Below are 24259 nucleotides of genomic sequence, written 5' to 3'. Positions count from 1 at the left end.
CCCTTGCGATGACGCGCATCCCAGAGGACGCACAGCAGGCATGGGACCTGGACTGGTTCGCGGTGGACGGCGAAGGGCGGCTCGCGCACTTCACGTCCCTGGGCCGGCCCCTCCCGGAGAGCATCGCGGTCTCCTGGGAGGACCTGCGCCAGGTCCAGCGCTACTTCCGGACCGCTCCCGCGCTCGGGGGCGAACCCCGGGTGGACCCTGGACTGGAGGCGCGGGAGGTGTTCGCCACGCAGGACATGCGGGAGCGCTACCTGCGCGACTTCCGGGCCATGGGGGAGCGGGGGCTGTATGCCTATGACCTGGAGCCGCGGGGGCGGGGGTGGGTGTACCGGCGGGTCATCCTGCCGGAGGTGCCCCTGCTGCTGGAGGAGCTGCCAGGGCCGGTGCGTGCCATCGTCGGACGCACCGTGCTCACCCTGGCATCCTTCGCCCGGGACGCGGCTTTCGACGGGCCGTCATTGAATCCTTGAAGAACCCGGACGGTCCTGCCCCCAGGGGCAGGACCGTCTGGTGCATGGGGGGTGGGTGTAGACTGCGGACCGTCCGAGCCCGTCATGCGTCCGCCCCCCTTTGTCGACATCTCCACGGCTGATGCGCCGGAGCGTGAAGGGAGCGTGCCCGCCGCCGCGCTCGTGCCGGCGCTGACGCTCGCAGTGCATCCCCAGGTGGACCGCGTGGGCGAGCGGGTGCTGTTGCCCGCCGCGCCTGGTGGGGCGCTGGCCCTCTCTCGCGCGGAGCCCCTCTTCCAGCGTCCGGGCCTGTCCGGGGGGCGTCCCCTGGAGGATCCGTTCGTGAGCCGCAAGGCGGTGCGCTTCCAGGCCCTGCCGGAGGGCGGCGTGCGGGTGGAGCCGGGCGACGGCAGCCGGGTGCGCGTCGGAGAGCTGGTGCTGTCCGGCCCCTGGCTGTTCTCCGCCGATGAGGTCGCCGCGGGCGTGCCGCTGGAAGTGGCGGGGCGGGTGGTGCTCCTGCTGCACGGGGCTTCACCCCCGGAGGATGGAGGCGAGCCGCTGGGCATGGTGGGCGCCAGCGTGGGCCTCCAGCGCGTGCGCGCGCAGATCTCCCGGGTGGCGGACCTGAACGTTCCGGTGCTCGTGCGCGGCGAGACGGGCTCCGGCAAGGAGCTCATCGCCCGCGCGCTCCACCAGTGCGGCCCCCGGCGGGCCCGGCCGTTCGTGAGCGTGAACCTGGGCGCCATTCCCCGGGAGCTGGCCGCGGCGGAGCTCTTCGGCGCGCGCCGGGGTTCCTTCACCGGCTCCGTGCGGGACCAGGACGGCTTCTTCCAGGCGGCCCATGGCGGCACGCTGTTCCTCGACGAGGTGGGGGAGGCTCCGCCCGAGGTGCAGGTGATGCTGCTGCGCGTGCTGGAGACGGGGGAGATCTACCGCGTGGGCGAGCGCGTGCCCCTGGCGGTGGACGTGCGGCTGGTCGCCGCGACGGACGCGCTCCTGGAGCAGCAGATCCAGGAGGGGCGCTTCAAGGCGCCGCTGCTGCACCGGCTCGCGGGCTTCTCGCTGCGCGTGCCTCCGCTGCGTGAACGGCGTGAGGACCTGGGCGTCCTGTTGCACCACTTCGCGCGGGAGGAGCTGGAGGCGATGGGCGAGCCCTGGCCGCCGCCGTCCACGGAGCCGTGGCTGCCTCCGGCGCTCGCGGTCCGCCTCCTGCGCCATGGCTGGCCGGGCAACGTGCGGCAGCTGCGCAACGTGGTTCGCCAGCTGGTCATCGGCAGCCGGGGACAGTCCCAGCTGCGGCCGGATCCGCAGCTGGACGCGGAGCTGTCCGCGAGTCCGGGCACCCCGATGGGGCGGCCCGCGGGCGCGCCCGTGCCCGCGTCGGATGCACCCGCTTCGGCACCGGTGACGGGTGAGCCGGTGGGGCGGCGGCGGCCGGCGGACATTCCGGAGGCGGAGCTGCTGGCGGCGCTGCGCGAAGGGGACTGGGACTTCCAGGCGGCGGCGGATCGGTTGGGCATCCACCGCACGTCCATCTACCATCTCATCGAGCGCAGCCCGGGCATCCGGACCGCCGGGTCGCTGGGCGCGGAGGAGATCGCGCGTGTGCATGCCGCCACGGGTGGCAGGCTGGACGCGATGGTGCGCACGCTGGAGGTGTCTCGGCGGGCGCTCGCGCGGCGACTCAAGGAACTGGGCCTGGACGTGCGCGAGGACTGAATCATCCAGACGGAGGAGGAACGGTCGTGACGAAGCACAAGCGCAGGGACGGCGTCGGAGCTCGCGGGTGGTGGTGGGTGGCGGGACTGCTCGCGGTGGGAGGTTGCAAGACGGCGGGGACGCCAGCGCCGGAGGAGGCCAACGGTGGCGTCAATGTCTGTCCGACCAACAACAGCATCGCCCGGGAGAACCTGACCATCCAGGTGGGCTGTGAGGGATTGAAGACCGGCTCGGTGAACTCCTGCGCCTTCCAGCAGGCCACCGTCATCTTCCAGTCTCAATGCGACAGAGGCCCCGTCAAGGTGCAGTGGACCGACCCGGAGACGCTCTTCACCAACGACACGTCGGGCCTGTTCATCCTCCAGAATGAGGGTGACACATGGAAGGGAGAGGTCGGCGCCCAGCCGGGCCCCCACGTGCTGTGCGTCGACACCGAGCGCTGCCCCCCGGGTGGTACCATTGAGTCGAAGACCGGCAGCCTGGACGTCTACACGACGGGCAACTATCCCCGCGAGAAGTGACGGCCTCTCCGCCCTGCCCGTGATGGGCAGGGCGGGTGCCCCGGCGCCCTTCGCCTGCGCCGCTGAACCCCGCCGGCTTGCTTGGCCCTGAGTGCGCGTTGCCCTCGGGTGCGCTGGCGGATGCAGGGCCGTTCCGGCTCGACCGCTACGGAGCAGGCTTTGACGGAGGTCCACGGCCCGCGAGATGCGGGTTGGCGGCGATGGCGGCGGCGCGCTCCTGGAGTGCCTCGGGCAGGTCGGGCTCGCGCGTGAGACGCAAGCTGGCGCGCAGCCACCGCGCCTCTGCCCAGTTGGCGTGGAGCGCGAGCAGCGCGTCCACGGCCTCCAGGCCGCGCGCGAGCACGGGCGCCGCGTCCTGTCCGGCGGCCTTCCGGGCCTGGGCCCACGCAAGGCACATGCGCGCGAAGGCCAGGCGCGTCTCCAGGCTCCGGGGCTCCCGTTCCATGGCGGCGTCGAAGCGGCTCGAGGCCCGCGTGAAGGCCGCGTCGGCCTGGACCGTGGGCAGGGCGCGGGCCCGCGCGCTGGCCAGCTCCGCCTGGAGTCGCCACGCCAGGGGCTCCTCCGGGTTCCGGCGCAAGGCCTCGTCGAGCGCCGCTCCCGCCCGGCTCAGGGCCTCCGCCGCGGGACGTCCCCGCGCCAGCGCCCGCGTGGCCTGGAGGAGGTGCAGGCGCGCGAGGTTGGCCCACGGCGTGGCCTGTCCGGGCAGCAGCGCCACGGCCTCCTCGTAGGACGCCTGCGCGGCGCGCACCTCCGCGTCCGGCGCTTCTCCCAGGGCGTCGCGCCACTCCGCGCGGGCGAAGTGCACATCTCCCGTGTTGTTCTGGCCCCAGCCCTGGCGGGGCGCGGCCTCCACGGCCTTCGCGTAGGCGGCCTGGGCCGCGTCCAGGAAGGGGAAGGGGTCTTCGCCGCGGTCCCAGGCCTCGCGGGCCTGCTCCGCCCGGACGATGCCCAGCCCGTTGTGCAGCGGGGCCACGCGCGCGTTGATGGTGATGCCGCGCTCGAAGAGCGTGGCGGCGGTCTCCAGGTCCGGGCGCGGGTCGCCACCGCGGGTCCGCGAGCGGGAGGCCAGCTCGGTGTGCAGCGTGCCGCCCAGGAACCACGCCACGAAGTTCGTCGGGTTGAGGCGCCGCGCCTGCTCCAGCGCGCGCCGCGCCTCGTCCAGGTCCGCGTCCGGCGTCGCCGCGCGGGGATCCGAGGCCCGCGTCAGGTAGAGCTGGCCCAGGTTGATCCACACATCCGGCAGCGCGGCGTCCAGTTGGAGCGCCTGACGGTAGGCCGCGATGGCCAGGGCCTGATGCTCCGAGGGTGACGCGCCCCGCTGTGTGTCGGCGTCCGCCCAGACGCGGAAGATGAGGCCGCGCGTGGCGGGGACTTCATGGTCCCGCTTGCGCGGATCAATACCGTCGAGCGCCTCCAGGGCACCCTGGAGCGGTGCGTCTGGCGGCATGCCCCGGCCCTGCTTCGCCCGGGCCTCGCGCAGCAGGCTCTGCGCCAGCTCCTTGCGAGCCCGCGAATCGCTCGGCCGCGTGGCCAGCACCTGGCGGGCGGCGGCGATGGCCCGCTGGAGTGAGTCCTCTGGATCCGCGCCCCGGCGCAGGGAGTCCTCGGCCCGCCGGTTGTGGAAGCGGGCCTCCCAGGTGTGGGCCTCCGCGCTGTCCGCGTCGGCCGCGAGCGCGCGCGCGACCGCCTCCAGCCCGTGGGTGGCGGCCGGCTCCACATCTCCCTGGCTGTACAGCGCCATCACCAGGGCGCGGTACTCGAGCCGGGCGAGCGCGAGCTGGACCTCGGGAAGGCTCTCCCCCGTGGCGGCGGCGGAGGCGAGCACCCGCCGTCCGGCGTCCAGGTCCGCCCGGGCGCCGTCGCGGTCGCCCTGGTTCCATCGCTGGTGGGCGCGCGCCTGGAGTATGTCGCCGCGCAGCAGGGGCGCTTCGAAGAACCAGGGCGGCAGGGGCTCCGCGGCATCCAGCCGCGCCAGCGCGTCGTCCCAGCGGTCCTCGTGGAAGGCGAGCAGCGCGGCGACGTAGTCCGGCGACGGCACCTCGGCGCCCTCGCTCCGGCGCAGCCACAGGAGGGCCGGGTCGCGGTACTCCCGTTGGGTTGCCGCGAGGCGCGACTTCCGCCGTTCGGGGTCCTGGATGTTCTCCACGTCCAGGAGCGCGTCGCGGTAGAGCTGCCCCAGCGCGAGCGCCAGGGACCAAGCGAGGCGCGGCTCGTGGAAGCCCGCCTCCCACGCCGCCTCCAGCTGCTCGCGGGCCTTCGCCGGGTCTCCCAGGGCCAGCGTGCCCCGGCCCAGCGCGTACAGTCCCGGGCCCCGAGCCTCCTCGCCCCCGAGAGCGACGTCCCCGGCGAGCGCTTCCAGGCGGTGTCGCAGCTCGGCCCGCTCCGCGCGCACGTCGTGCAGGCGGGCCATGCTGGTGTAGCGGACCTGCGCCTCCACTCGCTCCACGGCCTCCGTGAAGCGGCGGGACAGAAGCTCGCGGTGCGCGGCCTGCCGGCGGGTGAGCTGCACCTGGACGAGCGCGCCGAGCACGGCGACGAGCGCGACGGCCGCCACGCTCACCGCGGCGCGGTTCCGCCGGGCCTTCTTGCGCAGCCGGGAGCCCAGGCTCACGGGCCGCGCGAGCACGGGCCGGTCCTCGAGGAAGCGGTCCAGGTCCTCCGCCAGCGCCAGCGCGGAGTCGTAGCGGGCGGCGCGGTCCTTCTCCAGACACTTGAGGACGATGGCTTCCAGGTCCGCGGGCACGTCCGGGCGCAGCGTGCGCGGAGGCACGGGCTCCACGGTGGCGATGCGGCTGAGGACCTCCAGGCCGTTGGCGCCGGGGATGGGGGGCTGGCCCGTGAGCAGGTGGTAGAGCGTGGCGCCCAGGCTGTAGACATCCGTGCGCCGGTCCAGCTGGCCCACCTCGCCCCGGGCCTGCTCCGGGGACATGTAGGGGGGCGTGCCCAGCACGGAGCCGGTGGCGGTGGCGCCGCGCGCGGTCCAGTCGTGCGCGAGCCCGAAGTCCATCACGTAGGGATGGAGGCGCCCGTCCGCTGTGCGCTCCACCAGGATGTTGCCGGGCTTGAGGTCGCGGTGGATGAGGCCCGCGAGGTGCGCGGCGTGGACGCCCAGGGCGGCCTCGCGGACCAGCCGGACTTGCTGTGCCACGGTGAGTGTTTCCGCGAGCTGTCCCAGCGTCCGCCCGGGGATGTATCGCATCGCGATGAAGGCGCGGCCCTGGGCCTCACCCATCTCATGCACGGGGCACACGCGCTCGTGGTGCACGCGGGCCTGGGCGCGGGCCTCGGCGAGCAGCCGCCGCAAGACGTCCGGATCGTCGCCCTTCATGAACTTGAGGGCGACGTCGCGGCGCAGGCGCGGATCATACGCGAGGAACACCTGACCCATTCCGCCCTGGCCCAGGAAGCGCAGGCCCTGGTAGCGGTCCCACCGTGGAAGCGGGAAGGGAGGCGCCGCCTGGGACGGGGAGGCGGCGGGCGTGAGCGGCGCCATCGTCGACGCCTCCAGGGCCGCGCCGGCGCGTGGCATCAGGGCCGCGAGGGTGGTGTCGGAGATGCGTCCGTGCGCGTGGAGCAGCGCGAGGGGGCCCTTGCCCACGCGCCGGGCTTCTTCCTCCAACGCGGGCGCGTCCGCCTCCGAGACGAGTCCCTCGGCCACCGCGATGCGCAGCTCCTCCTCATACGGAGGGGGCCGGGCGAGCGAGTCCTTCATGCGGCGCGACGCTAGCACCCGGTTCCTTCGTGGACATGGAGCGGTGACGTCCTTCCCGCCTGGAGACGGAGACCCAACCCGGGAGGTTGGCCCCCGGTTGGGTACGTTCACGGGCGGGGGGATGCGCCGATGGGACCCTCCGCCAGCGCCAGCAGCTCCACGTCCCGGAGCAGGTTTTCCAGGCCTTGTTCGCCTTCGGTGACCTTGTAGTACCCGCGAAGCTGTCCCTGGGCGTCCACGAGGACGAAGTGCTCTCCATGGAAGACGCTGAAGAAGTCGTCGTCCCCCGCGTCGGCGTCGCGACCCATCATCACCCGGAAGCCCTTCAGCACGGTCGTCTCCACCTCATCCAGTGGGCCCGTCAACAGCGTCCAGTTGGACGTGTCGAGGTGATGGTCACGCGCATACGCGGTCAGTCGCTCGGGCGTGTCGTGGCGGGGATCCACGCTGAACGAAGCGAAGTGCAGGGCCAGGCCCCGCTCCCTCGCCGTCCGCTGTACCCGCAGCATCTTCGCCGTCAGCAGCGGGCACACGGTGGGGCAGCGGGTGAAGAAGAAGTCCGCCACGTAGAGGTGTCCCCGCATCTGGGCGTCGGAGAAGGACCGTCCCGTCTGGTCGGTCAGCGCGAAGCGCGGGAGCGGTCCATACACCGGGAGCTTCTCGGCGGCGATGCGCGCACGTTCTTGCTGGAGCCGGGGCCACGCGGCGAACAGCAGCGCGAAGGCCAGCAGGCCGCCCGCGAGCGCGAACCAGGGCAGCCGCCTGCGCGCCACCGTGAAGGAAATGGACGAAGGCTTCATTGGAACCTTGTGGGTGAGGGCTCGGGGTTCAGGGCCTGTCCGAAGGCGGCGCTCGCCCGAGCGGTGGCGTTTCTTTCAGCGTGTGGGTGTGCACGGAAAAGGGACCGCAGGTGTTCAGACAGTGCGCGTCCTCCACGAGCCGTTCGGAGGTCCGAGGGGCCCGCAGCAGGTCGTAGGCTCCGCGCACCTGTCCTCGTTGATCCACCAGCAGCAGGGGGCTCGAGGAAGGAGCGGGAGTCGTCGGAGCATCCGTTGGGGCGAGGATGCCCAGCCCGCGCGCTGTCGCCTCCAACCGGGCGCCATCCCAGACCCGTCGCCAGCCCGGTGGCAGGGGGCCGGGTTCGTCCGAGGGCGGGAGGCGAGACATCGCGATGACGACCTGAACAGACACGCCTTCGGCGTCCAGTTGCTGCTGGATGCTTCGCAGGGACTGGAGGGTGCGCGCATCCGGCTCCGACGCGAACTGGAGCAGCGTGAGCTGGCCCTGGAGCTGGCCGGTCTCCAGGGCGCGTCCCCGGTCGTCGCGAAGCGTGAAGGAGGGCAGCGGGCCATACACGGGCGGCGGTACGAGCACCTCGCCCACGGTGTCGTCGTGGCCCGTTCCCGACCAGGCGAAGTCCAGCACCATCACGAGCGCCGCGCATGCCAGCGCGAACAGGGTCAATCCCATCACTCCCAACAGCGCGAGCAGCCACGACCGCCCGGCATGCGGCTCGGAGCGTGGGGAGGGGGAGGGCATGGCGGCGCACCCTGTCGCATCCGGTGGCCCCATGCGATGCGGCACCTTGTCGCAGCGCTCCCGCGACAATGTGTCGCGCTCCGTGCCCGGACACTTCCGCTACAGGGGAGGCGGGGCCGAAGGGCCTCCAGGAGAGGAAGCCATGAAGGCGCTGGTGATGTGGATGCATTTGCTGGGCGCGGCACCCCTGGCCGTGCCGGATGCCGGGAGCGATGCGGGAGTGGTGCGCGCGGAGACCGCCGTGGGGTCGGCGGTCAGTGCTTCGGGGCGCCTGCGCGTGGAGGTCCGCTCCGCGGCCGTGCCCCTCCGAAGAGGTGTCCAGGTGTTGCGGGTTCAGGTCACCGACGCCGCGTCGGGAAAGCCGGTGCCCGACGTCGTGCTGGCCGTCCAGCCCTGGATGCCTTCCATGGGCCATGGGATCGAGGAAGTCCCTCGCGTCATCGCTCGCGAGCCTGGGACTTTTGACGTGACGGAGTTGGACCTCTTCATGCCCGGCGTCTGGGAGCTGCGCTTCACCCTGAAGGGAGCGGTGGAGGACACGGCGGCGGTCACCCTCAAGCTGGGAAGGTAGACGCGTGTCGAAACGCCGCGTTGACGCGCCGGGGGCTTGCCGCTACGCAAGAGGCTCCAGCCACCTGACGCTTCCGATGGCGGTCCGTTCACGAGGGACCGTAGGGCGTCTCCAGAAGGTGCGCACGGCCCGCCCTGATGGAGCCCCATGGCCGCGTCGTGCTGGAGGCAGCGATGCTTGCACTGCTGGGAGCAGGTCTGGTGGGAGTCGTGTTGGGGATGCGCCATGCGCTGGAGCCCGACCATCTGGCGGCGGTCTCCACCTTGTCCATGGAGCGCAGCCGACCTGTTCGGGAAAGCCTTTGGTTGGGCGCGGCCTGGGGCTTGGGACACAGCCTGGCGCTGTTCGTCGTGGGGGGCGTGCTCGCCGCGCTGCGCACTCAGATGCCAGAGCGCGTTGGCAGTGCGTTGGAGCTGGCCGTGGCCGTGATGGTCGTCGGGCTGGGAGTCCGCGCGCTGAGCGTCGCCTTTCGAGAAGGCTCCCAGGGACCCAGGACCCTGCACCAGCACGGTGCCCAGGTGCATACCCACGCCGGTTCCGCTGACCACGTCCACGTGTCGCGGTGGCCCGTGGCGCTGCGCCCCCTGGTCGTGGGCCTCGTGCACGGCCTGGCTGGCAGTGGCGCGCTGACAGCGCTCGTGATGGCGGAGCTGCCGTCCCTGAACGCGCAGCTCCTCTACATCGCTACGTTCGGCCTGGGGTCCGTCCTGGGAATGGCGGCCCTGACGGGGCTGGCTGGCCTGTCCCTGCGCCGCATGGCCCAGCGCACGCCGACGCGGGTGGCCCTGCTGGGAGCCGCTGGGGCGCTGTCGGTCGTCATCGGACTCTGGTGGGGCTGGGACGCGGCGAGCAGCACCTTCCCTCTGTCCTGAGCGCGGTGGGGCTCGCCTGTCCGGCAGGCGTGCCCCTCGCCTGTTGCCAACATTTCGACATGCGAATATGTTCATGTCGTCATGCCAGCCAGCCCTTCTCTTGATGTGGGTCCGCTGACCCGCGTCCTCAAGGCCCTTGGCGACGAGACGCGCCTGCGCATCGTCGCCCTGCTCTCGCACTCGGAGTTGTGCGTCTGCCATCTGGAGAGCGCGCTCTCCCTTCCTCAGTCCAACACCTCCCGGCACCTCTCCGTCCTCAAGGCCGCCGGGCTCGTCGAGGCGCGTCGCGAGGGCAGTTGGGTCTACTACCGGTTGGCGCCGCAGTCGGACGCACTGTGCGCTTCCCAGGTGCAGGCCCTCGTCTCGGCCTTTGCTACGCGCGCGGCGCTCCAGCGCGAAGTGGCGCGTGTCCTGAAGTCCTGCGGCCCTGACGCCTGCAAGTAGCGCCTCCCTGTTTCCCGGGTTGCTCCCACCCATGTCCTCGCTGATCGCCTCCGAAGGCATCGTCAAGAAGCTCTCCCTCATCGACCGTTTCCTGCCGGTGTGGATCTTCGCCGCCATGGGCCTGGGCATTGGCCTGGGGCGCCTCTTTCCTGACCTGGGCAGTCGACTGGACACGGTGAAGCTGGACACCGTTTCGCTGCCCATCGCGCTGGGCCTCCTGTGGATGATGTATCCGGTGCTCGCGAAGGTCCGTTACGGCGAGCTGGGGGGGCTGCGCGCGCGAGGGAAGCTCTTCACCACGTCCCTGTTCCTCAACTGGGTGGTGGGGCCCCTGCTGATGTTCGCGCTGGCGTGGCTCTTCCTGCCGGACCTGCCGCACTACCGCAATGGCCTGGTGCTCATCGGGCTTGCTCGCTGCATCGCCATGGTCCTCATCTGGAACATGCTGGCATGCGGAAGCAACGAGGTCGCCGCCGTGCTCGTGGCGCTCAACTCCGTCTTCCAGATCCTCTTCTATTCGGTGCTCGGCTGGCTCTTCCTCACCCTCATTCCGGGCTGGCTTGGAGCGGATGTCGCGGCGTTCGACGTGTCCATGTGGAGCATCGCCAAGAGCGTGCTCATCTTCCTGGGCGTGCCGTTGGTGGCGGGCGCGCTGACACGCGTGGGCCTGACCCGCCTCAAGGGGGAGGCCTGGTACGAGCAGCGCTTCTTGCCCCGACTGGGCCCCACGGCGCTGCTGGGCCTGCTCTACACCATCGTGCTCATGTTCGCGATGCAGGGGGAGAAGCTGACGCGCCTGCCACTGGACGTGGTGCGGATCAGCATCCCGCTGCTGATCTACTTCGTCGTCATGTTCGCCGGTGCCTTCTTCCTCTCGCGCAAGCTGGGCTTCAGCTACGAGGAGACCGCGTCGCTCTCCTTCACGGCGGCAGGCAACAACTTCGAGCTGGCCATCGCCGTCGCGGTGGGGGTCTTCGGCATGTCCTCTGGAGAAGCGCTGGCCGGTGTGGTGGGCCCGCTCATCGAGGTGCCCGCCCTCATCTCGCTCGTCTACCTCTCGCTGTGGCTGAGGCCCCGATGAAGAAGGTCATCTTCGCGTGTGTGCACAACGCCGGCCGCTCCCAGATGGCGGCGGCGTTCTTCAACGCCCTGGCCGACCCAGCGCGGGCGCGAGCCGTGTCCGCTGGCACGCAGCCGGGCGCCCGCGTCCATCCCGAGGTCCAGGCCGTCATGGCCGAAGTGGGCATCGACCTCTCTGGGGCGAGGCCGCAGCACCTCACGGATGAACTCGCCCAGGGAGCCCAGTGGCTCATCACCATGGGGTGCGGTGATGCGTGCCCCTTCGTGCCTGGGCTGAAGCGGGGCGACTGGCCCCTGGAGGACCCCAAGGGCAAGCCGGTGGAGCGCGTGCGCGAGATCCGCGAGGAGGTGCGGACTCGCGTGGAGCAGCTGCTGTCTCAAGAGGGGTGGGCGCGGTCGCGGGAGGGGCTTCACGAGCCGTGAGGTGACGCCGCGCCCAGGAAGCCGCTCCACGATGGGCATCGGCTTGTCGGGCGCCCATCGTCGACCGCGTACGCCTCCGGGGCGCCTCGCGGACCCACCGGCTCAGGAGATGGTGAAGCGGTAGAGCTGGAAGCCACCCGACGAGGCCATCTCGAAGTCGCGCACGTTGCGAGGGGCCCCGGTCTCGCTGCGCTGGGCGAGCTTGAAGTCGCCGGTCCCGTTGCTGGCCTGGAAGCGGAACTCATACGCGCCCGGCTCGGTGGGCAGCATGAGCGCGGACATCTTGGTCACGGTGAGGTTGACGAAGCCCGGCAGGGGCTCGCCGTCCGCGCGGCGCACGGAGCCGATGGCGCGCAGGAAGGGCGAGCCTCCGGTGAGGATGAGGTACTGGGGATCGGCGGTGCGCGCGGGCTTCGCCGGTCCAGGTGAAGCAGGGGCCTCTGCCTCACGGGGCTCTTCGGAGGGGGTTCGCGCCGCGCCCTTGCCGGCACGCTTCGCCTTCGCGGGGGTGGAGGGAGTCTCGCTGCTCGCGGCGGCAGGGGACGGCGCTTCGGACTCAGCGGGAGCGGACGGAGCAGTCATGCTCTCGGCGGCCTCGGATGCGGAGACCTCCGGCGCGGTCTTCTTCTTCGCGGCGCGACCTGACAGCTTGCGCGCAGGGGCCTCGGTCGCTTCCGCGGGAGCCGCCTCCGCCGCGGGAGGGGTTCCCTCGATGGTGCTCGTGGGCGAGGTCACTTCCACGTGAGACACGGCCGCCGCTGCTTCCGCGCTGTTCGACGACAGCCGCTCGGTCGCGGGCTCATGAGGCGTGGTCACTTCGGATGCGCTCTTCCGCTTGGAGGCGCCCTTCGGCGTCTTCGTCCCGTGCTTCAAAGCGCTGTCACCGGGACCCGTCTTCGACTCAGGAGCCTCCGGGCCCTGCGCGGACTTCGGGGCCCGCGTGGAAGCCTTCGCGGCGGATGCCTTCGAGGGCTGCGGGGGCGCCTTCGAAACTCGCGCGGCGGGCTTTGCCTTCGAGGGAGCCGCCTTCGCCGCGACCTTCTTCGCGACAGGGGTCTTCGCGGGCTTGCCCTTCGACACCGCCACCTTCTTCGAGGGCGCGGTCTTCAGCGCCCTTGCCGGCGACTTCGGCCTGGCGGCCACGGGCTTCTTCACCGTGGCGGGGGCCTTGCCTCGGGCGGGCTGTTTCCCTGGCTTCGTGGCGGCCTTGCTGGCGGCGCCGCGGGACTTGGACGGAGCAGGGGAGGCGGAGGGTCGGGTCGGACGGCGCTGGGCCATGAAGTCATCCTCGAAAGGCCCGAACGGTCGGCGCCGTCGGCCTCTGTTCCTGGATGGCTAGTGCACCCATCGCCGCGCCGCAAGGCGCACGTGCGCCTTGCACTCGCTTCCTGTCTCCCGCTGGCCGCCGGACCGGAGGGCGGACCTGGGTCCGCGTCCCGGCCACCGACCCACCGGGAGCGGGCCGGCGGGTGTCACGACAGCACGAACCGGTCGTCGGGCTTCAGCGGCGGGGGAAGCGGCTCGCCCGCCAGCTCCAGCACCGCGCGCTCGATGGTGCGCGTCAGCGCGTCGAGCGGCAAGTCGTTGGGCTCGGTCCCGAACGGGTCCTCCAGCTCCGACGTCACCATGTCGAGCGCGATGAACGTATAGGAAGTGAAGGTGGAGACGAGCGGCGTGGCCCAGCCCAGGCTGCCGGCCAACGCGAAGGGCAGCATCAGGCTGTAGATGTAGACCGTCCGGTGCAGCATGACGCTGTACGCGTAGGGAATCGGCGTCGTGGCGATGCGCTCGCAGCCGCCCAGCACCTCCGACATCCGGTGCAGGTTTTCATCGAGCGAGGCCACCAGGATGTCGCTCAATCGGCCCTGGCGGCGCTGCTCGGACAGCCATGCGCCCAGCTCCAGCAACACCCGGGCTGGCCGGTGCTCCGCGCGGACCACCTGCTCGCGCACGCCCGGGGGCAGCGTGGCCACGTCGACCCGGGTCTCCCGGAGCTGGTGGTTCAGCGTCACCGCGAGCGCGCGGAGCCGGTCGCAGACGCCGCGACGCTCCTCCGGGGTGAGCGCGGGCACCGGCAGGGTGAACGCCTGTCGGGCAAAGGAGCGCGTGACGATGAGCAGCGACCCCCACAGCTTGCGGCCCTCCCAGAAGCGGTCGTACGCCGTGCTGTTGCGGAACCCCAGGAAGATGGCCAGCGCCACGCCCAGCATTCCCAGGGGGCCGGCTTCCAGGTGGAAGGGCAGGGGCCGCAGCGCCACCACGCCACAAGCCAGCCCGAGGAAGAACAGCAGCCGCATCAGGATGCGGGACACCACCGAGCCGCGCCAGACGAACAGCATGCGGAGCCAGTGCAGCCGCGGACGGACGATCATGCCGCCCCTCTAGCACTTCCCCTCCATCTCCTTGGGCAATCGAGTGGACCGGTGGGGCTCCTGGGAGGCCGGACGCCGCCCACCTCGCAGGTGGGGAACAGGGATTCGTCCAGGACGTTTGACCCGTTTTCCGGGTTCCGGTCCTCCCTGTCTCCCGCACCCGGTGCGCGGTGGGCGCTCGCTGTGTCGGCCCGCCTCGCACCCCTTCCCGGGAGGCTTCACCCCATGCATCCCCCTCGTCTCTCTTCACGCGCGGCCCGCTCCGCGCGGATGGCCACCGCCGCGCTCCTGTTGTTGCTCCCCGCCCTGGCCGTCGCGGCGGACCGGGGCGCCTGGGCCCCGGGCGTCGCGTATGTCGTGGGCGACATCGCGTCGTATGGCGGCAAGGGCTACGACTGCCGGCAGTCCCACACCTCGCTGGTGGGCTGGGAGCCTCCCAACGTGCTCGCGCTGTGGCTGGAGCGCACCGGCAACCCGCCCGCGGACACCCAGGCCCCCACCGCGCCCACCGGCCTCGCGTCCCCCTCCAAGACGTATGACAGCGTGTCGCTGACGTGGAGCGCGTCCACCGACAACGTGGGCGTCACCGGCTACGAGGTCTTCGTCAATGGCGCCACCACGGCGGCCGTCACCTCCACCACGCTCAGCGCCACCGTGTCTGGCTTGTCCGCCGACACGACGTACACCTTCACCGTGAAGGCGCGCGATGCCGCGGGCAACCGCTCCGCGGCGAGCGCGGCGTTCAGCACCACCACGCCCCCGCGCCCGGCGCCCGACACCCAGGCCCCCACCGCGCCTGGCTCCCTGCGCTCCACCGGCGTGACGGCCTCCAGCGTCTCCCTGGCCTTCAACGCGTCCACGGACAACGTGGGCGTCACCGGCTACGAAATCTTCGTCAATGGCGCCACCACGGCGGCGGTCACCTCCACCACGACCAGCGCCACCGTGACGGGGCTCTCCGCGAACACGACGTACACCTTCACCGCGAAGGCGCGTGACGCCGCGGGCAACCGCTCCGCCGCCAGCAACAGCCTCGCCGTGACGACGGGCAACTCCACCCCCTCGGGCAGCAAGGTGCTGGTCGGCTACTGGCACAACTTCGACAACGGCTCCACCAACATCCGGCTGCGCGACATCTCCTCCAAGTTCAATGTCATCCAGGTCGCCTTCGCGGAGCCGGTGGCGGGCGCGCCGTCGGGCACCATGGGCTTCACGCCGTACAACGCCACCGTGGCGGAGTTCAAGGCAGACATCGCCACGCTCAAGGCGCAGGGCCGCAAGGTGCTCATCTCCCTGGGCGGCGCGAATGGCACCATCCACCTGGACGACGCGGCGGCGAGGCAGGCCTTCGTCACCAGCATGCAGGGGCTCGTCAACACGTATGGCTTTGACGGCCTGGACCTGGACCTGGAGGGCAGCTCGCTGGCGCTCAACGGCGGGGACACCGACTTCCGCAACCCCACCACGCCGCGCATCCAGAACCTCATCGCGGGCACCCGGCAGTTGCTCAACGACAACGGCGCGGGCTTCCTGCTCACCATGGCCCCGGAGACCGCCTACGTGCAGGGCGGCTACGCGGCCTACGGCGGCCCGTGGGGCGCCTACCTCCCCGTCATCCACGCGCTGCGCGACCGGCTGACGTACCTGCACGTGCAGCACTACAACACCGGCACCGTGACGGCGCTGGACGGCCGCGCCTACGCGCAGGCCACGCCGGACTTCCACGTGGCCATGGCGGAGATGCTGCTCCAGGGCTTCCCCGTGGGCGGCAACGCGAGCGCGGTCTTCCCGGCGCTCCAGCCGGAGCAGGTCGTCATCGGCCTGCCGTCCTCGCCGCAGGCCGCGGGCGGCGGCTACACGACGCCCGCCAACGTGCAGAAGGCGCTGGACTATCTGATGAAGGGCCAGTCCTTCGGCGGCGCCTACGTGCTGCGCAAGGCCGGCGGCTACCCGGGCTTCAAGGGGCTGATGACCTGGTCCATCAACTGGGATCAGTTCACGAACTTCGAGTTCTCCAACAGCCACCGCGCCTACCTGGACACCTACCGGTAGGGACGCGGCCGTCGCTGTCCACGGGCTTCGTCCCGGTGGACAGCGGCGGGCGGGGCTACTCCCGCGTGTCGTTGAACCCGGCCGGGCAGCTGAACGACGCCGGCACGGACCAGAGCTGTTCCCGGTCGGTGTCGTCCAGGGCGCGGAAGTAGACGCGGCTGCCCAGGCGGGTGAAGCCGTCTGGCGCGATGGCTGGCGTTCCCGGCCCGGTGGCCGCGAACCGCCCGGTCGTCGCCACGGTGCCCCGCGTGAACCAGGGTTGCAGGCCGCTGCCCGTGGCCGAGCCGCTGAAGAGGACCACGCCCTCTCCCGTGGCGAACACGGGCGAGGCGTATTCGTCGTTCCGGGACAGCGTCTGGAAGAGCTTGCGCGTGCCCGCGGACGTGCCGTCCGTGGCCCACAGCTCCACGGCCTCCGGGGCGGGGCCGTCAACGAACTGGGCGACGGAGAAGTACAGGCTCCCCGCGGACAGGGTGCTCCGCTGCACGAAAGGATAGGCGTTCGCGTTGTATCGGGGCAGGGTGGCCACGGATGCCTTGCCGCCGCCCGCCAGCAGGAGGCTCTGGATGCGCAGCTGCTGCGTGTCCAGGTCCACGGACGAGAGGTAGGCCTTTGACCCCAGCACGCCCAGGATGTGGACGGCCCGGCCGAACGTCTCCAGCTTCACCGTCCCCCCGCCCGTGCCATCTGTCTTCCAGACCTGGGAGTTGGGCCCGTCCTCCACGATGAACAGGCCCAGGCTGCCCGCCTGCGCCACCTGCACGATGTTCAGCCGCCGCGAGCTCAGGCCCGCGACGGCCTGGGTCCCCGCCAGCGTGCCGTCGGTGCGCCACAGCCGGGTGCCCGAGTCTTCGTTCCGGAAGAAGAGCAGCGCGCCTCCGACCTGCAGGGTCGCCTGGGAATAGAGTCCGTTGACGCCGCCGAGGACGCTGATCCGCTGCGTCCCCACGGCCGTCCCGTCCGAGCGCCACAGCTCGGCGTCCTCGGTGCCGGAGCGCGCCCGGAAGAAGACCAGCCGGCCATTGACCGCGGTCGCGCTCAGCAACGTGGAGCCCTCCGGCCCTGACGTGATGTCCCGGACGAGCTTCGTGCCCAGGGACGTCCCGTCGCTGACCCACAGCTCCGTCCCCGTGATGGCCACGGACATCTGGAAGAAGAGCCGGTTGCCCACCGCCACCGGTGACTCCACGCCGGAGTACCCCACGGGGAAGCCCCGGACGGGGACGGTGCCCGCCGCCGTGCCGTTGCTGCGCCACAGGATGGAGCCCTCGGAGGAGGGGCCGTTGGTGGCGAAGTAGAGGGTCCCCTGGACGTCGGTCAGCCCCTGCAGCCGCGTGGCGGTGCTGGCGAGCGGAGGAATGACCACCTTCACCCGCGACGCCACCCCGGACGGGCACGCCTGGGCCTCCACCTGGCGCGCTTGCTCCTCCTCCGGCATGCCACCGCAGCCCACCAATGCCAGCCACGCCACGGCGCCCCAGTTCTTCACTCCCATGAACGGCTCCTTCCGGCCCAAGTGTCCGGAAGGGTGGGGGGCAGGGCAGTGCCTTCCAACAAGCACTGGAAGGAGGGGGGAGTGTCTTCAGGCCCTCCCTCCTTCGGAGGCTCAGGTCTTCTTCAGCTTCTCCCCCACCGCGGAGAGGAGCTGGTCGAAGGACTCCTCGAACAGGCGGATGCCATCCGTGGTCAGCGTGTCGGTGAGCTTCCGCATGGAGATGCCGCCCGCCTCCAGCTGGCGCAGGGTGGCCTCCGCGGCCGGGAGGTCCTCCTCCAGGCTCGCGCGCACCTTGCCGTGGTCGCGGAACGCGTCGATGGTCGCGGGCGGCATGGTGTTCACCGTGTCGCGGCCGATGAGCTCCTCCACGTAGAGCACGTCCCTCAGCTTCGGGCTCTTGGTGCTGGTGCTCGCCCAGAGCACGCGCTGCACCCTGGCGCCCTTCGCCGCGAGCGCCTTCCAGCGCGCGCCGCCGAAGATCTCCTTGTAGATGCGGTAGGCGAGCTTCGCGTTGGCGATGGCCACCTTGCCGCTCAGCCCCTCCAGCGCCTTCTGCTGTTCGGGCGTGGCGCCGGCCTTCAGCTTCTTTTCGATCTCCTTGTCCGCCAGGGTGTCGATGCGGCTGACGAAGAACGACGCCACGCTGGCGACGCGGCTCACGTCCCCTCCGGACGCGGCCAGCTTCTCCAGGCCGCTCACGTAGGCCTCGGCGATCTGCCGGTAGCGCTCCTGGCTGAAGAGCAGCGTCACGTTGATGTTGATGCCCTCGGAGGTGAGCTGCTCGAAGGCCGGAACGCCGGCCTCCGTGCCCGGGACCTTGACCATCACGTTGGGTCGCGCGAGCGTCTTCCACAGCCGCCGCGCCTCCTCCAGGGTGGCCTTCGTGTCGAGCGCCAGCCGGGGGGACACCTCCAGCGACGCGAAGCCGTCCTGGCCCTTCGTCGCGTCGTAGACGGTGCGCAGGATGTCCGCCGCGCCCTGCACGTCGCGCACCGCCAGCTGCTCGTAGAGGTCGTTGCCGGACAGACCCTGGCCCTTCGCCGCGTCGAAGAGGTCCTGATAGTCGTCGCTGCCCGACACCGCCTTCTGGAAGATGGTCGGGTTGGAGGTGAGCCCCTTGAGGCCGTCCTCGTCGATGAACTTCTTCAGCGTGCCCTTCGTGATGTAGCTGCGCTGGAGGTTGTCCACCCAGACGGATTGGCCAAACTCGGCGAGCTGTCGAAGCGGATTCATGGGTTCTCCCGTCGGGGGCGCAGGGCGCCCGGATGGCGTTCCTTCAAGATGACCACGTGCCGCCCCCCGAGCCCGGCCGGGCAGGCAGGCACTCGCGGATTCTGCCTGGACGCGAGGCCAGCGGGGGCGACCGCTTCTCGCGGGCCGCGTCAGTCAACACAGTACCGGGGGGCACCCCTGTCCCCCTGAACTCCGGGAGCGAAACGATGGCGGACACCTTGGCGGACCTCGCGGCGCAGCTGCGCATCGACAGCATCCGCTGCACCACGGCGGCGGGCTCGGGCCACCCCAGCTCATCCATGTCCGCGGCGGACATCATGGCCGTGCTGTTCCAGAAGTACCTGCGCTTCGACTTCCAGCAGCCGCGCGCGCCCAACAACGACCGCTTCGTGCTCTCCAAGGGCCATGCCTGCCCGGTCCTCTACTCCGCCTTCAAGGCGGCGGGCGCCATCGACGACCGGGAGCTGCTCACCCTGCGCAAGTTCGGCAGCCGGCTGGAGGGGCACCCGAACCCCCACGTGCTGCCGTACGTGGACGTGGCCACGGGGTCGCTCGGCCAGGGGCTCGCCGTCGGCGTGGGCATGGCGCTCACCGCGCGCATGGACGGGCTGCCCTTCCGCACCTACGTGCTGATGGGGGACAGCGAGACGGCGGAGGGCTCCGTGTGGGAGGCGTTCGACAAGGCCAGCCACTACCAGCTCGACAACCTCTGCGCGATCATCGACGTGAACCGGCTGGGCCAGAGCCGCGCGACGGAGCTGGGCTGGAACGTGGAGGCCTATGTGGCCCGCGCCCGCGCGTTCGGGTGGCATGCCATCGCGCTGGATGGGCACGACCTGGGCGCCATCGACCGCGCCTTCGCCGAAGCCCAGGGCAAGAAGGGGCAGCCCACCTGCCTCATCTGCAAGACGGAGAAGGGCCACGGCTACTCGCTCATCGCCAACAAGGAAGGCTGGCACGGCAAGCCGCTGCCGGAGGACAAGGCGAAGGACGCCATCCGCGAGCTGGGCGGCGAGCGGAACGTCCGCATCCAGGTGAAGAAGCCGGAGGCGGTGAAGCCCTCCGGCCTGGACGTGGCCGCGCCGCTGAAGCTGCCCACGTACGAGGTCGGCCAGAAGGAGGCCACGCGCAAGGCGTATGGCGACGCGCTCCTGGCGCTGGGCAACGCCCGGCCGGACGTGGTGGCGCTGGACGCGGAGGTGTCCAACTCCACGTACTCGGACGAGTTCCACAAGGCGCACCCGAAGCGCTACTTCGAGATGTTCATCGCGGAGCAGAACATGGTGTCCAGCGCGGTGGGCATGGCGGTGCTGGGCAAGAAGGTCTTCGTCAGCACCTTCGCGGCCTTCCTGTCGCGCGCGTATGACCAGGTGCGCATGGCGGCCATCTCCAACGCGACGGTGCACCTGTGCGGCAGCCACGCGGGCGTCTCCATTGGCGAGGACGGGCCGTCGCAGATGGCGCTGGAGGACCTGGCGATGATGCGCGCGGTGGGCGGCAGCACGGTGCTCTACCCGAGCGACCCGAACCAGACCGCGAAGCTGCTGGCGCAGGTGCTGGAGCGCCCGGGCATCACCTACCTGCGCAGCACGCGTGAGAAGACGCCGGTGCTCTACCCCGCGACGGAGGCGTTCCCCCTTGGCGGCAGCAAGGTGCTGCGGCGCTCCGACAAGGACGTGGCGACGGTGGTGGCCGCCGGCATCACGCTGCACGAAGCGCTCAAGGCGTATGAGCTGCTGAAGCAGGAGGGCATCCCGGTGCGCGTCATCGACCTGTATTCGGTGAAGCCGGTGGACGCGAAGACGCTGCGCGAGGCCGCGCGCGAGACGCAGGGGAGGCTGGTCGTGGTCGAGGACCACTGGGCCGAGGGCGGGCTCGCGGACGCGGTGCTGGAGGCCTTCACGGGCGAGCGCGCGCTGCTGCCCACGGTGGTGCGCCTGGCGGTGACGAAGCTGCCCGGCTCCGGCAAGCCCGCGGAGCTGCTGAGCGCCGCCGGCATCGACGCCGAGCACATCGTGGAGAGCGTCACGTCGCTGGTGGAGGACTCGCCCCTGCGTGGGGACGGGCGCGGCAAGCCGTCCGAGAACGCCTGGGGCCACACGAACGCCTGAGGCCCCGCGCCCCGGCCGTCAGTCCTGGGCTGGAGGCCGCGGCTCTAGCCGGCCCGCCGCTCGCCACGCCCCGAACGCCCGGGCGTAGGCGAGCGCGGTGCGCTGGTCCGCGTCCCGGAGGTCCGGGTTGGCGCCGCGCTGGAGCAGCAGCTCCACCACGTCCAGCTTGTCGAACATGGCCGCGAACATCAGGGGCGTGCGGCCGTCTCCGCCCGCGCCGTCCACCTTCGCGCCCGCGTCCAGCAGCACCGTGGCGATGGCCGCGCTGCCCTTGAAGGCCGCGCCGGCCAGCGGCGTCTGCCCGGCGTCGTTGGTCTGCTCCGGGTTGGCCCCGCGCTTCAGCAGGAGGTGCGTCGCCTCCACGTGGCCGTGGTAGCTGGCCAGCATCAGGAGCGAGTCGCCGCGCTCGTTGCGCAGGCCCGCGGGCAGCCCGGCGTCGAGCATCACCGCCAGGTCCCGGGCCGCGCCCGCGCGGGCCAGCGCGAACGCGGTCCTCGCGAGGTCGACCACCGCGGCGTCGTCGGAATCCCCGTCCGAGGGACGAGGGGCATCGAGGGTCTTCGTGACGGTGTGGGGGAGCATGGGTGGTGTTCCTTTCCCTCTAGCGAGAGCGGCGCAGCTGCTGGACGGCGGTGGCGATGCGCGCGCCGTAGTCCTCGTCGGCGGCGCGGAGGTGGGCGATGGCGCGGGTGATGATGTCCTCGCGGCTCACCTGGGCGAGGCTGCCGGAGAGGTTCTCCACCAGCCGCGCCTTCGCGGCCTCGTCCATCAGCCGGTAGAGGGCGCCCGCCTGCACGAAGTCGGTGTCCTCGGCGTGCTTGCCGTGCACGAAGGTGCCCGTCATGCCGTCCACCGCGTAGCCCAGGCCGGGGGACGCGTCCGTCTGCGCGGGGCCGTGGAAGCTGTTCGGCTCGTAGTTGGGGCCGCGCCCGCCGTTGCCGTCGAAGCGCATGGCGCCGTCACGGCCGTAGTTGCGCGCGCCGCCCTTCACGCCGCGCGGCGCGTTCACGGGCAGCTGCGTGCTGTTGATGCCCACCCGGTAGCGGTGCGCATCGCCGTACGCGAACAGCCGCGCCTGGAGCATCCGGTCCGGCGACGGGCCGATGCCGGGCACGAAGTGCGCGGGGTCCAACGCCGCCTGCTCCACCTCCGCGAAGAAGTTCTCCGGGTTGCGGTTCAGGGTGAGCCTGCCCACCTCCATCAGCGGGTAGTCCTGGTGCGGCCACACCTTGGTGAGGTCGAACGGGTTGAAGCGGTAGTTCGCCGCGTCCGCCTCCGGCATCACCTGCACCTTGAGCGTCCACGAGGGGAACTCGCCGCGCTCGATGGCCTGGTACAGGTCGCGCTGGTGGTGCTGCGGATCCTTCCCGCCCAGGGCTTCGGCCTCCGGCGAGGTGAGGGTGCGGATGCCCTGGTCGGTCTTGAAGTGGAACTTCACCCAGGAGCGCTCGCCCCGCGCGTTCACCCACTGGAAGGTGTGTGAACCGAAGCCGTCCATGTGCCGCAGCGTCGCGGGGATGCCCCGGTCGCCGAACAGCCAGGTGAACTGGTGCGTGGCCTCCGGCGAGTAGGAGAAGAAGTCCCAGACGTTGTCCGGCTCCTGGCAGTTCGTGTACGGGTCGTACTTCTGCGAGTGGATGAAGTCCGGGAACTTGATGCCGTCGCGCAGGAAGAACACCGGCGTGTTGTTGCCCACGAGGTCCCAGTTGCCGTCCTCCGTGTAGAAGCGCACCGCGAAGCCGCGCGGGTCGCGGGCGGTGTCCGGCGCACCCTTGGAGCCCGCCACGGTGGAGAAGCGCAGGAAGACCTCCGTCTGCTTGCCCACCTCGCTGAAGACCTTCATGCGCGTGTAGCGCGTCACGTCCTTCGACGTGACCTCGAAGGTGCCGTAGGCGCCGGAGCCCACCGCGTGCACCACGCGCTCCGGGATGCGCTCGCGGTTGAAGCGGGCCAGCTTCTCCAGCAGGTGGTGGTCCTGGAGCAGCACCGGGCCGCTGGGGCCGGCGGTCTGCGAGTGCTGGTTGTCGGCGACCGGGGCGCCGGCTTCGGTGGTGAGGGTGGGGCGCTGGGACATGGCCGCTTTCCTTTGCGTGAGGGCTTTCGGGGCACTTCGACGGGGGGAAAGGTAGAGAGCGGGCGGCAATCGGGCCAAGACATCGTTTGGATGGAAGTGATAGGCAGGGGTTATCGGTTCACGGAGGGGCCATGGCCTCGCTCAACGACCTCAGCCTGCGGCAGTTGGAGTACGTGGTGGCGGTGGCGGAGACGCTGGGCTTCCGGCGGGCGGCCGAGCGGTGCCACGTCTCCCAGCCGGCGCTGAGCGCGCAGATTCAGCAGTTGGAGGCGGTGCTCGGGGTGAAGCTGTTCGAGCGGGACGCGCGCCGCGTGCTGCTCACGCCAGAGGGTCGGGAGCTGGTGGCGAGGGCGCGCCGGGTGCTCACGGAGGCGGAGGACCTCCTCACGGCGGCGGCGCGGATGGGGGACCCCTTCGCGGGCCCGCTGCACCTGGGCGCCATCCCGACGGTGGCGCCCTATGTGCTGCCGGAGGTGGTGCCCGCGCTGGTGAAGCGCTACCCGAAGCTGCGGCTGCGGCTGCGCGAGGAGAAGACGGCGCTGCTCATGCGCGACATGGATGAGGGCCGGCTGGACGCGGCGCTGCTCGCGGTGGACACGGAGTTGGGGCGCGCGGTGGAGCACGAGGTCATCGCGGAGGACCCCTTCGTCGTCGCGGCGCCTCCAGGGCACCCGCTGGAGAAGAAGAAGCAGGTGCAGCTGCGCGACCTGGACGAGGAGGACGTGCTGCTCCTGGAGGACGGGCACTGCTTCCGGAGCCAGACGCTGGCCCTGTGCACGCGCGTGGGCGCGCGTGAGGTGGACTTCCGGGCCACCAGCCTGACGACGCTCGCGCAGATGGTGATGGCGGCGGGCGGCATCACGCTGCTGCCCAAGCTGGCGGTGCCCATGGAGAACCGGCAGGGGCAGCTGGTGGTGCGGCCCTTCGCGCCGCCGGGGCCGGGCCGCACGCTCGCCCTCGCGTGGCGTCCCGGACACCCCCGGGCCGAAGCGCTGCGCGCCATCGCGGGGACGCTGCGCTCCGCGTGGCCCGGTGGGGCAGGGCGGGCGAAGGTCAGCGCAGCGGCTGCTCGGAAGTGACGATGCCGTCCGCGTCCGCGTAGAGGTGGTGGCCCGGGGTGAAGGTGACTCCTGCGAAGCGCACCTCCACGTCGCGCTGACCCTCGTTGCGCTTGCCGCTCCTGAGCGGGTGGGTGCCCAGGGCCTTCACGCCGATGTCGGTGCGGCCCACCTCCTCCGCGTCGCGGATGCAGCCGTTCACCACCACGCCCGCCCAGCCGTTCTTCTGCCCGAGCGCCGCCAGCACGTCGCCCACCAGCGCGCACCGGCGGCTGCCCCCGCCATCCACCACCAGCACGCGGCCCAGGCCGGGCTCCTCCAGCGCCTGGCGCACCCGCGAGTTGTCCTCGGGCGCCCGCACCGTGCTGATGGGGCCGCTGAAGCTCCTGCGCCCGCCGTAGTCCAGGAAGCCAGGGTCCGCGATCTGGAACCGCGAGGTGTCCGCGTGGGCATCGCAGAGGTCCGCGGTCTTGAAGTCAGAGGAGTCGTTCATGACTGGGAGGATGCACACGCCGGGCGCGTCCG

The 24259-nt window shown here is 71.3% G+C and carries 21 protein-coding genes; 11 read left to right on the top strand and 10 right to left on the bottom strand.

Translation table 11 applies throughout. The features are described from left to right. Positions 1–8: 8 nt before the first annotated feature. From GTY96_RS25355 to GTY96_RS25345, 3 genes are all read left to right on the top strand, one after another. Positions 9–479: a hypothetical protein gene (locus tag GTY96_RS25355; protein WP_161666056.1), complete on the top strand. Its 471-nt coding sequence runs from the start codon at positions 9–11 to the stop codon at positions 477–479. Between the two features lie 84 nt (positions 480–563). After that, positions 564–2177: a sigma 54-interacting transcriptional regulator gene (locus GTY96_RS25350; RefSeq protein WP_161666055.1), complete on the top strand. Its 1614-nt coding sequence runs from the start codon at positions 564–566 to the stop codon at positions 2175–2177. Positions 2178–2203: 26 nt separating this feature from the next. After that, on the top strand, positions 2204–2698 hold the full coding sequence (locus GTY96_RS25345) for a hypothetical protein (protein ID WP_143905422.1): 495 nt from the start codon (positions 2204–2206) through the stop codon (positions 2696–2698). Between the two features lie 145 nt (positions 2699–2843). On the opposite strand, the gene GTY96_RS25340 is transcribed toward GTY96_RS25345, so the two are convergent. From GTY96_RS25340 to GTY96_RS25330, 3 genes are all read right to left on the bottom strand, one after another. Next, on the bottom strand, positions 2844–6410 hold the full coding sequence (locus tag GTY96_RS25340; protein ID WP_161666054.1) for a serine/threonine-protein kinase: 3567 nt from the start codon (positions 6408–6410) through the stop codon (positions 2844–2846). A gap of 107 nt (positions 6411–6517) precedes the next feature. Next, the gene (locus GTY96_RS25335; protein ID WP_161666053.1) at positions 6518–7210 is read right to left on the bottom strand and encodes an SCO family protein; all 693 of its coding nucleotides are present in this window, start codon (positions 7208–7210) and stop codon (positions 6518–6520) included. A 28-nt stretch (positions 7211–7238) separates the two neighbouring features. Then, a complete protein-coding gene (locus tag GTY96_RS25330; RefSeq protein WP_161666052.1) occupies positions 7239–7949 on the bottom strand; it encodes a hypothetical protein in 711 nt (236 codons plus the stop codon). A gap of 142 nt (positions 7950–8091) precedes the next feature. Between GTY96_RS25330 and GTY96_RS25325 the strand changes: the two genes are divergently transcribed. From GTY96_RS25325 to GTY96_RS25305, 5 genes are all read left to right on the top strand, one after another. After that, positions 8092–8520 carry a FixH family protein gene (locus tag GTY96_RS25325; protein WP_161666051.1) on the top strand — a complete coding sequence of 143 codons (429 nt, stop codon included), beginning with the start codon at positions 8092–8094 and terminating at the stop codon, positions 8518–8520. Positions 8521–8693: 173 nt separating this feature from the next. Next, a complete protein-coding gene (locus GTY96_RS25320; protein ID WP_161666050.1) occupies positions 8694–9392 on the top strand; it encodes a HoxN/HupN/NixA family nickel/cobalt transporter in 699 nt (232 codons plus the stop codon). An 81-nt stretch (positions 9393–9473) separates the two neighbouring features. After that, a complete protein-coding gene (locus GTY96_RS25315; RefSeq protein WP_143905410.1) occupies positions 9474–9836 on the top strand; it encodes an ArsR/SmtB family transcription factor in 363 nt (120 codons plus the stop codon). Between the two features lie 31 nt (positions 9837–9867). Then, complete coding sequence (gene arsB / locus GTY96_RS25310) at positions 9868–10917, top strand: ACR3 family arsenite efflux transporter (protein WP_143905408.1); 1050 nt, start codon at positions 9868–9870, stop codon at positions 10915–10917. Further along, a complete protein-coding gene (locus GTY96_RS25305) occupies positions 10914–11339 on the top strand; it encodes an arsenate reductase ArsC (RefSeq protein ID WP_161666049.1) in 426 nt (141 codons plus the stop codon). The genes arsB and GTY96_RS25305 overlap by 4 nt, the downstream gene beginning before the upstream one ends. Positions 11340–11441: 102 nt before the next feature. On the opposite strand, the gene GTY96_RS25300 is transcribed toward GTY96_RS25305, so the two are convergent. Together GTY96_RS25300 and GTY96_RS25295 are read right to left on the bottom strand one after the other, a co-directional pair. Continuing rightward, on the bottom strand, positions 11442–12617 hold the full coding sequence (locus GTY96_RS25300) for a hypothetical protein (protein WP_143905404.1): 1176 nt from the start codon (positions 12615–12617) through the stop codon (positions 11442–11444). Positions 12618–12811: 194 nt separating this feature from the next. Next, positions 12812–13711 carry a bestrophin family protein gene (locus GTY96_RS25295; RefSeq protein ID WP_161666048.1) on the bottom strand — a complete coding sequence of 300 codons (900 nt, stop codon included), beginning with the start codon at positions 13709–13711 and terminating at the stop codon, positions 12812–12814. A 225-nt stretch (positions 13712–13936) separates the two neighbouring features. On the opposite strand from GTY96_RS25295, the gene GTY96_RS25290 reads away from it, so the two are divergent. After that, positions 13937–15763, top strand: a complete 1827-nt coding sequence (locus tag GTY96_RS25290; RefSeq protein ID WP_161666047.1) for a fibronectin type III domain-containing protein — start codon at positions 13937–13939, stop codon at positions 15761–15763. Between the two features lie 55 nt (positions 15764–15818). Here the strand turns inward: GTY96_RS25290 and GTY96_RS25285 are convergent, their stop codons facing one another. Beyond that, entirely contained in the window at positions 15819–17258 is a 1440-nt protein-coding gene (locus tag GTY96_RS25285; RefSeq protein ID WP_161666046.1) for a hypothetical protein, read from the bottom strand. 111 nt (positions 17259–17369) lie between these two features. Further along, entirely contained in the window at positions 17370–18491 is a 1122-nt protein-coding gene (gene tal, locus GTY96_RS25280) for a transaldolase (protein ID WP_143905396.1), read from the bottom strand. Positions 18492–18697: 206 nt separating this feature from the next. On the opposite strand from tal, the gene GTY96_RS25275 reads away from it, so the two are divergent. Further along, entirely contained in the window at positions 18698–20602 is a 1905-nt protein-coding gene (locus GTY96_RS25275) for a transketolase (protein ID WP_161666045.1), read from the top strand. A gap of 18 nt (positions 20603–20620) precedes the next feature. Here GTY96_RS25275 and GTY96_RS25270 read toward each other — a convergent pair whose 3' ends face one another. Together GTY96_RS25270 and GTY96_RS25265 are read right to left on the bottom strand one after the other, a co-directional pair. Next, positions 20621–21184 carry an ankyrin repeat domain-containing protein gene (locus tag GTY96_RS25270; RefSeq protein ID WP_161666044.1) on the bottom strand — a complete coding sequence of 188 codons (564 nt, stop codon included), beginning with the start codon at positions 21182–21184 and terminating at the stop codon, positions 20621–20623. Positions 21185–21203: 19 nt separating this feature from the next. Beyond that, on the bottom strand, positions 21204–22676 hold the full coding sequence (locus GTY96_RS25265) for a catalase (protein ID WP_161666043.1): 1473 nt from the start codon (positions 22674–22676) through the stop codon (positions 21204–21206). Between the two features lie 131 nt (positions 22677–22807). On the opposite strand from GTY96_RS25265, the gene GTY96_RS25260 reads away from it, so the two are divergent. Then, positions 22808–23755 (top strand): LysR substrate-binding domain-containing protein, encoded by a 948-nt coding sequence (locus tag GTY96_RS25260; protein WP_161666042.1) that lies wholly within the window; start codon positions 22808–22810, stop codon positions 23753–23755. Here the strand turns inward: GTY96_RS25260 and rraA are convergent. Beyond that, positions 23730–24227 (bottom strand): ribonuclease E activity regulator RraA, encoded by a 498-nt coding sequence (rraA, locus tag GTY96_RS25255; RefSeq protein ID WP_143905388.1) that lies wholly within the window; start codon positions 24225–24227, stop codon positions 23730–23732. The two genes, GTY96_RS25260 and rraA, sit on opposite strands and share 26 nt — an antisense overlap. Positions 24228–24259 lie beyond the last annotated feature (32 nt).

It is taken from the genome of Corallococcus silvisoli, assembly GCF_009909145.1.
Classification (GTDB): Bacteria; Myxococcota; Myxococcia; order Myxococcales; family Myxococcaceae; genus Corallococcus; species Corallococcus silvisoli.
Note: the sequence above shows the minus strand (reverse complement) of the source record. Positions and strands in the feature narration are given on the sequence as shown.

Excerpts from the sequence above, each read along its gene's own strand:
- GTY96_RS25275 (WP_161666045.1), top strand. The coding sequence starts at position 18,698 with ATGGCGGACACCTTGGCGGACCTCGCGGCGCAGCTGCGCATCGACAGC.
- arsB (WP_143905408.1), top strand. The coding sequence starts at position 9,868 with ATGTCCTCGCTGATCGCCTCCGAAGGCATCGTCAAGAAGCTCTCCCTC.
- rraA (WP_143905388.1), bottom strand. The coding sequence starts at position 24,227 with ATGAACGACTCCTCTGACTTCAAGACCGCGGACCTCTGCGATGCCCAC.
- GTY96_RS25320 (WP_161666050.1), top strand. The coding sequence starts at position 8,694 with ATGCTTGCACTGCTGGGAGCAGGTCTGGTGGGAGTCGTGTTGGGGATG.
- GTY96_RS25340 (WP_161666054.1), bottom strand. The coding sequence starts at position 6,410 with ATGAAGGACTCGCTCGCCCGGCCCCCTCCGTATGAGGAGGAGCTGCGC.
- GTY96_RS25265 (WP_161666043.1), bottom strand. The coding sequence starts at position 22,676 with ATGTCCCAGCGCCCCACCCTCACCACCGAAGCCGGCGCCCCGGTCGCC.
- tal (WP_143905396.1), bottom strand. The coding sequence starts at position 18,491 with ATGAATCCGCTTCGACAGCTCGCCGAGTTTGGCCAATCCGTCTGGGTG.
- GTY96_RS25315 (WP_143905410.1), top strand. The coding sequence starts at position 9,474 with ATGCCAGCCAGCCCTTCTCTTGATGTGGGTCCGCTGACCCGCGTCCTC.
- GTY96_RS25305 (WP_161666049.1), top strand. The coding sequence starts at position 10,914 with ATGAAGAAGGTCATCTTCGCGTGTGTGCACAACGCCGGCCGCTCCCAG.
- GTY96_RS25355 (WP_161666056.1), top strand. The coding sequence starts at position 9 with ATGACGCGCATCCCAGAGGACGCACAGCAGGCATGGGACCTGGACTGG.
- GTY96_RS25260 (WP_161666042.1), top strand. The coding sequence starts at position 22,808 with ATGGCCTCGCTCAACGACCTCAGCCTGCGGCAGTTGGAGTACGTGGTG.
- GTY96_RS25330 (WP_161666052.1), bottom strand. The coding sequence starts at position 7,949 with ATGCCCTCCCCCTCCCCACGCTCCGAGCCGCATGCCGGGCGGTCGTGG.
- GTY96_RS25270 (WP_161666044.1), bottom strand. The coding sequence starts at position 21,184 with ATGCTCCCCCACACCGTCACGAAGACCCTCGATGCCCCTCGTCCCTCG.
- GTY96_RS25285 (WP_161666046.1), bottom strand. The coding sequence starts at position 17,258 with ATGGGAGTGAAGAACTGGGGCGCCGTGGCGTGGCTGGCATTGGTGGGC.
- GTY96_RS25295 (WP_161666048.1), bottom strand. The coding sequence starts at position 13,711 with ATGATCGTCCGTCCGCGGCTGCACTGGCTCCGCATGCTGTTCGTCTGG.
- GTY96_RS25300 (WP_143905404.1), bottom strand. The coding sequence starts at position 12,617 with ATGGCCCAGCGCCGTCCGACCCGACCCTCCGCCTCCCCTGCTCCGTCC.
- GTY96_RS25325 (WP_161666051.1), top strand. The coding sequence starts at position 8,092 with ATGAAGGCGCTGGTGATGTGGATGCATTTGCTGGGCGCGGCACCCCTG.
- GTY96_RS25350 (WP_161666055.1), top strand. The coding sequence starts at position 564 with ATGCGTCCGCCCCCCTTTGTCGACATCTCCACGGCTGATGCGCCGGAG.
- GTY96_RS25335 (WP_161666053.1), bottom strand. The coding sequence starts at position 7,210 with ATGAAGCCTTCGTCCATTTCCTTCACGGTGGCGCGCAGGCGGCTGCCC.
- GTY96_RS25290 (WP_161666047.1), top strand. The coding sequence starts at position 13,937 with ATGCATCCCCCTCGTCTCTCTTCACGCGCGGCCCGCTCCGCGCGGATG.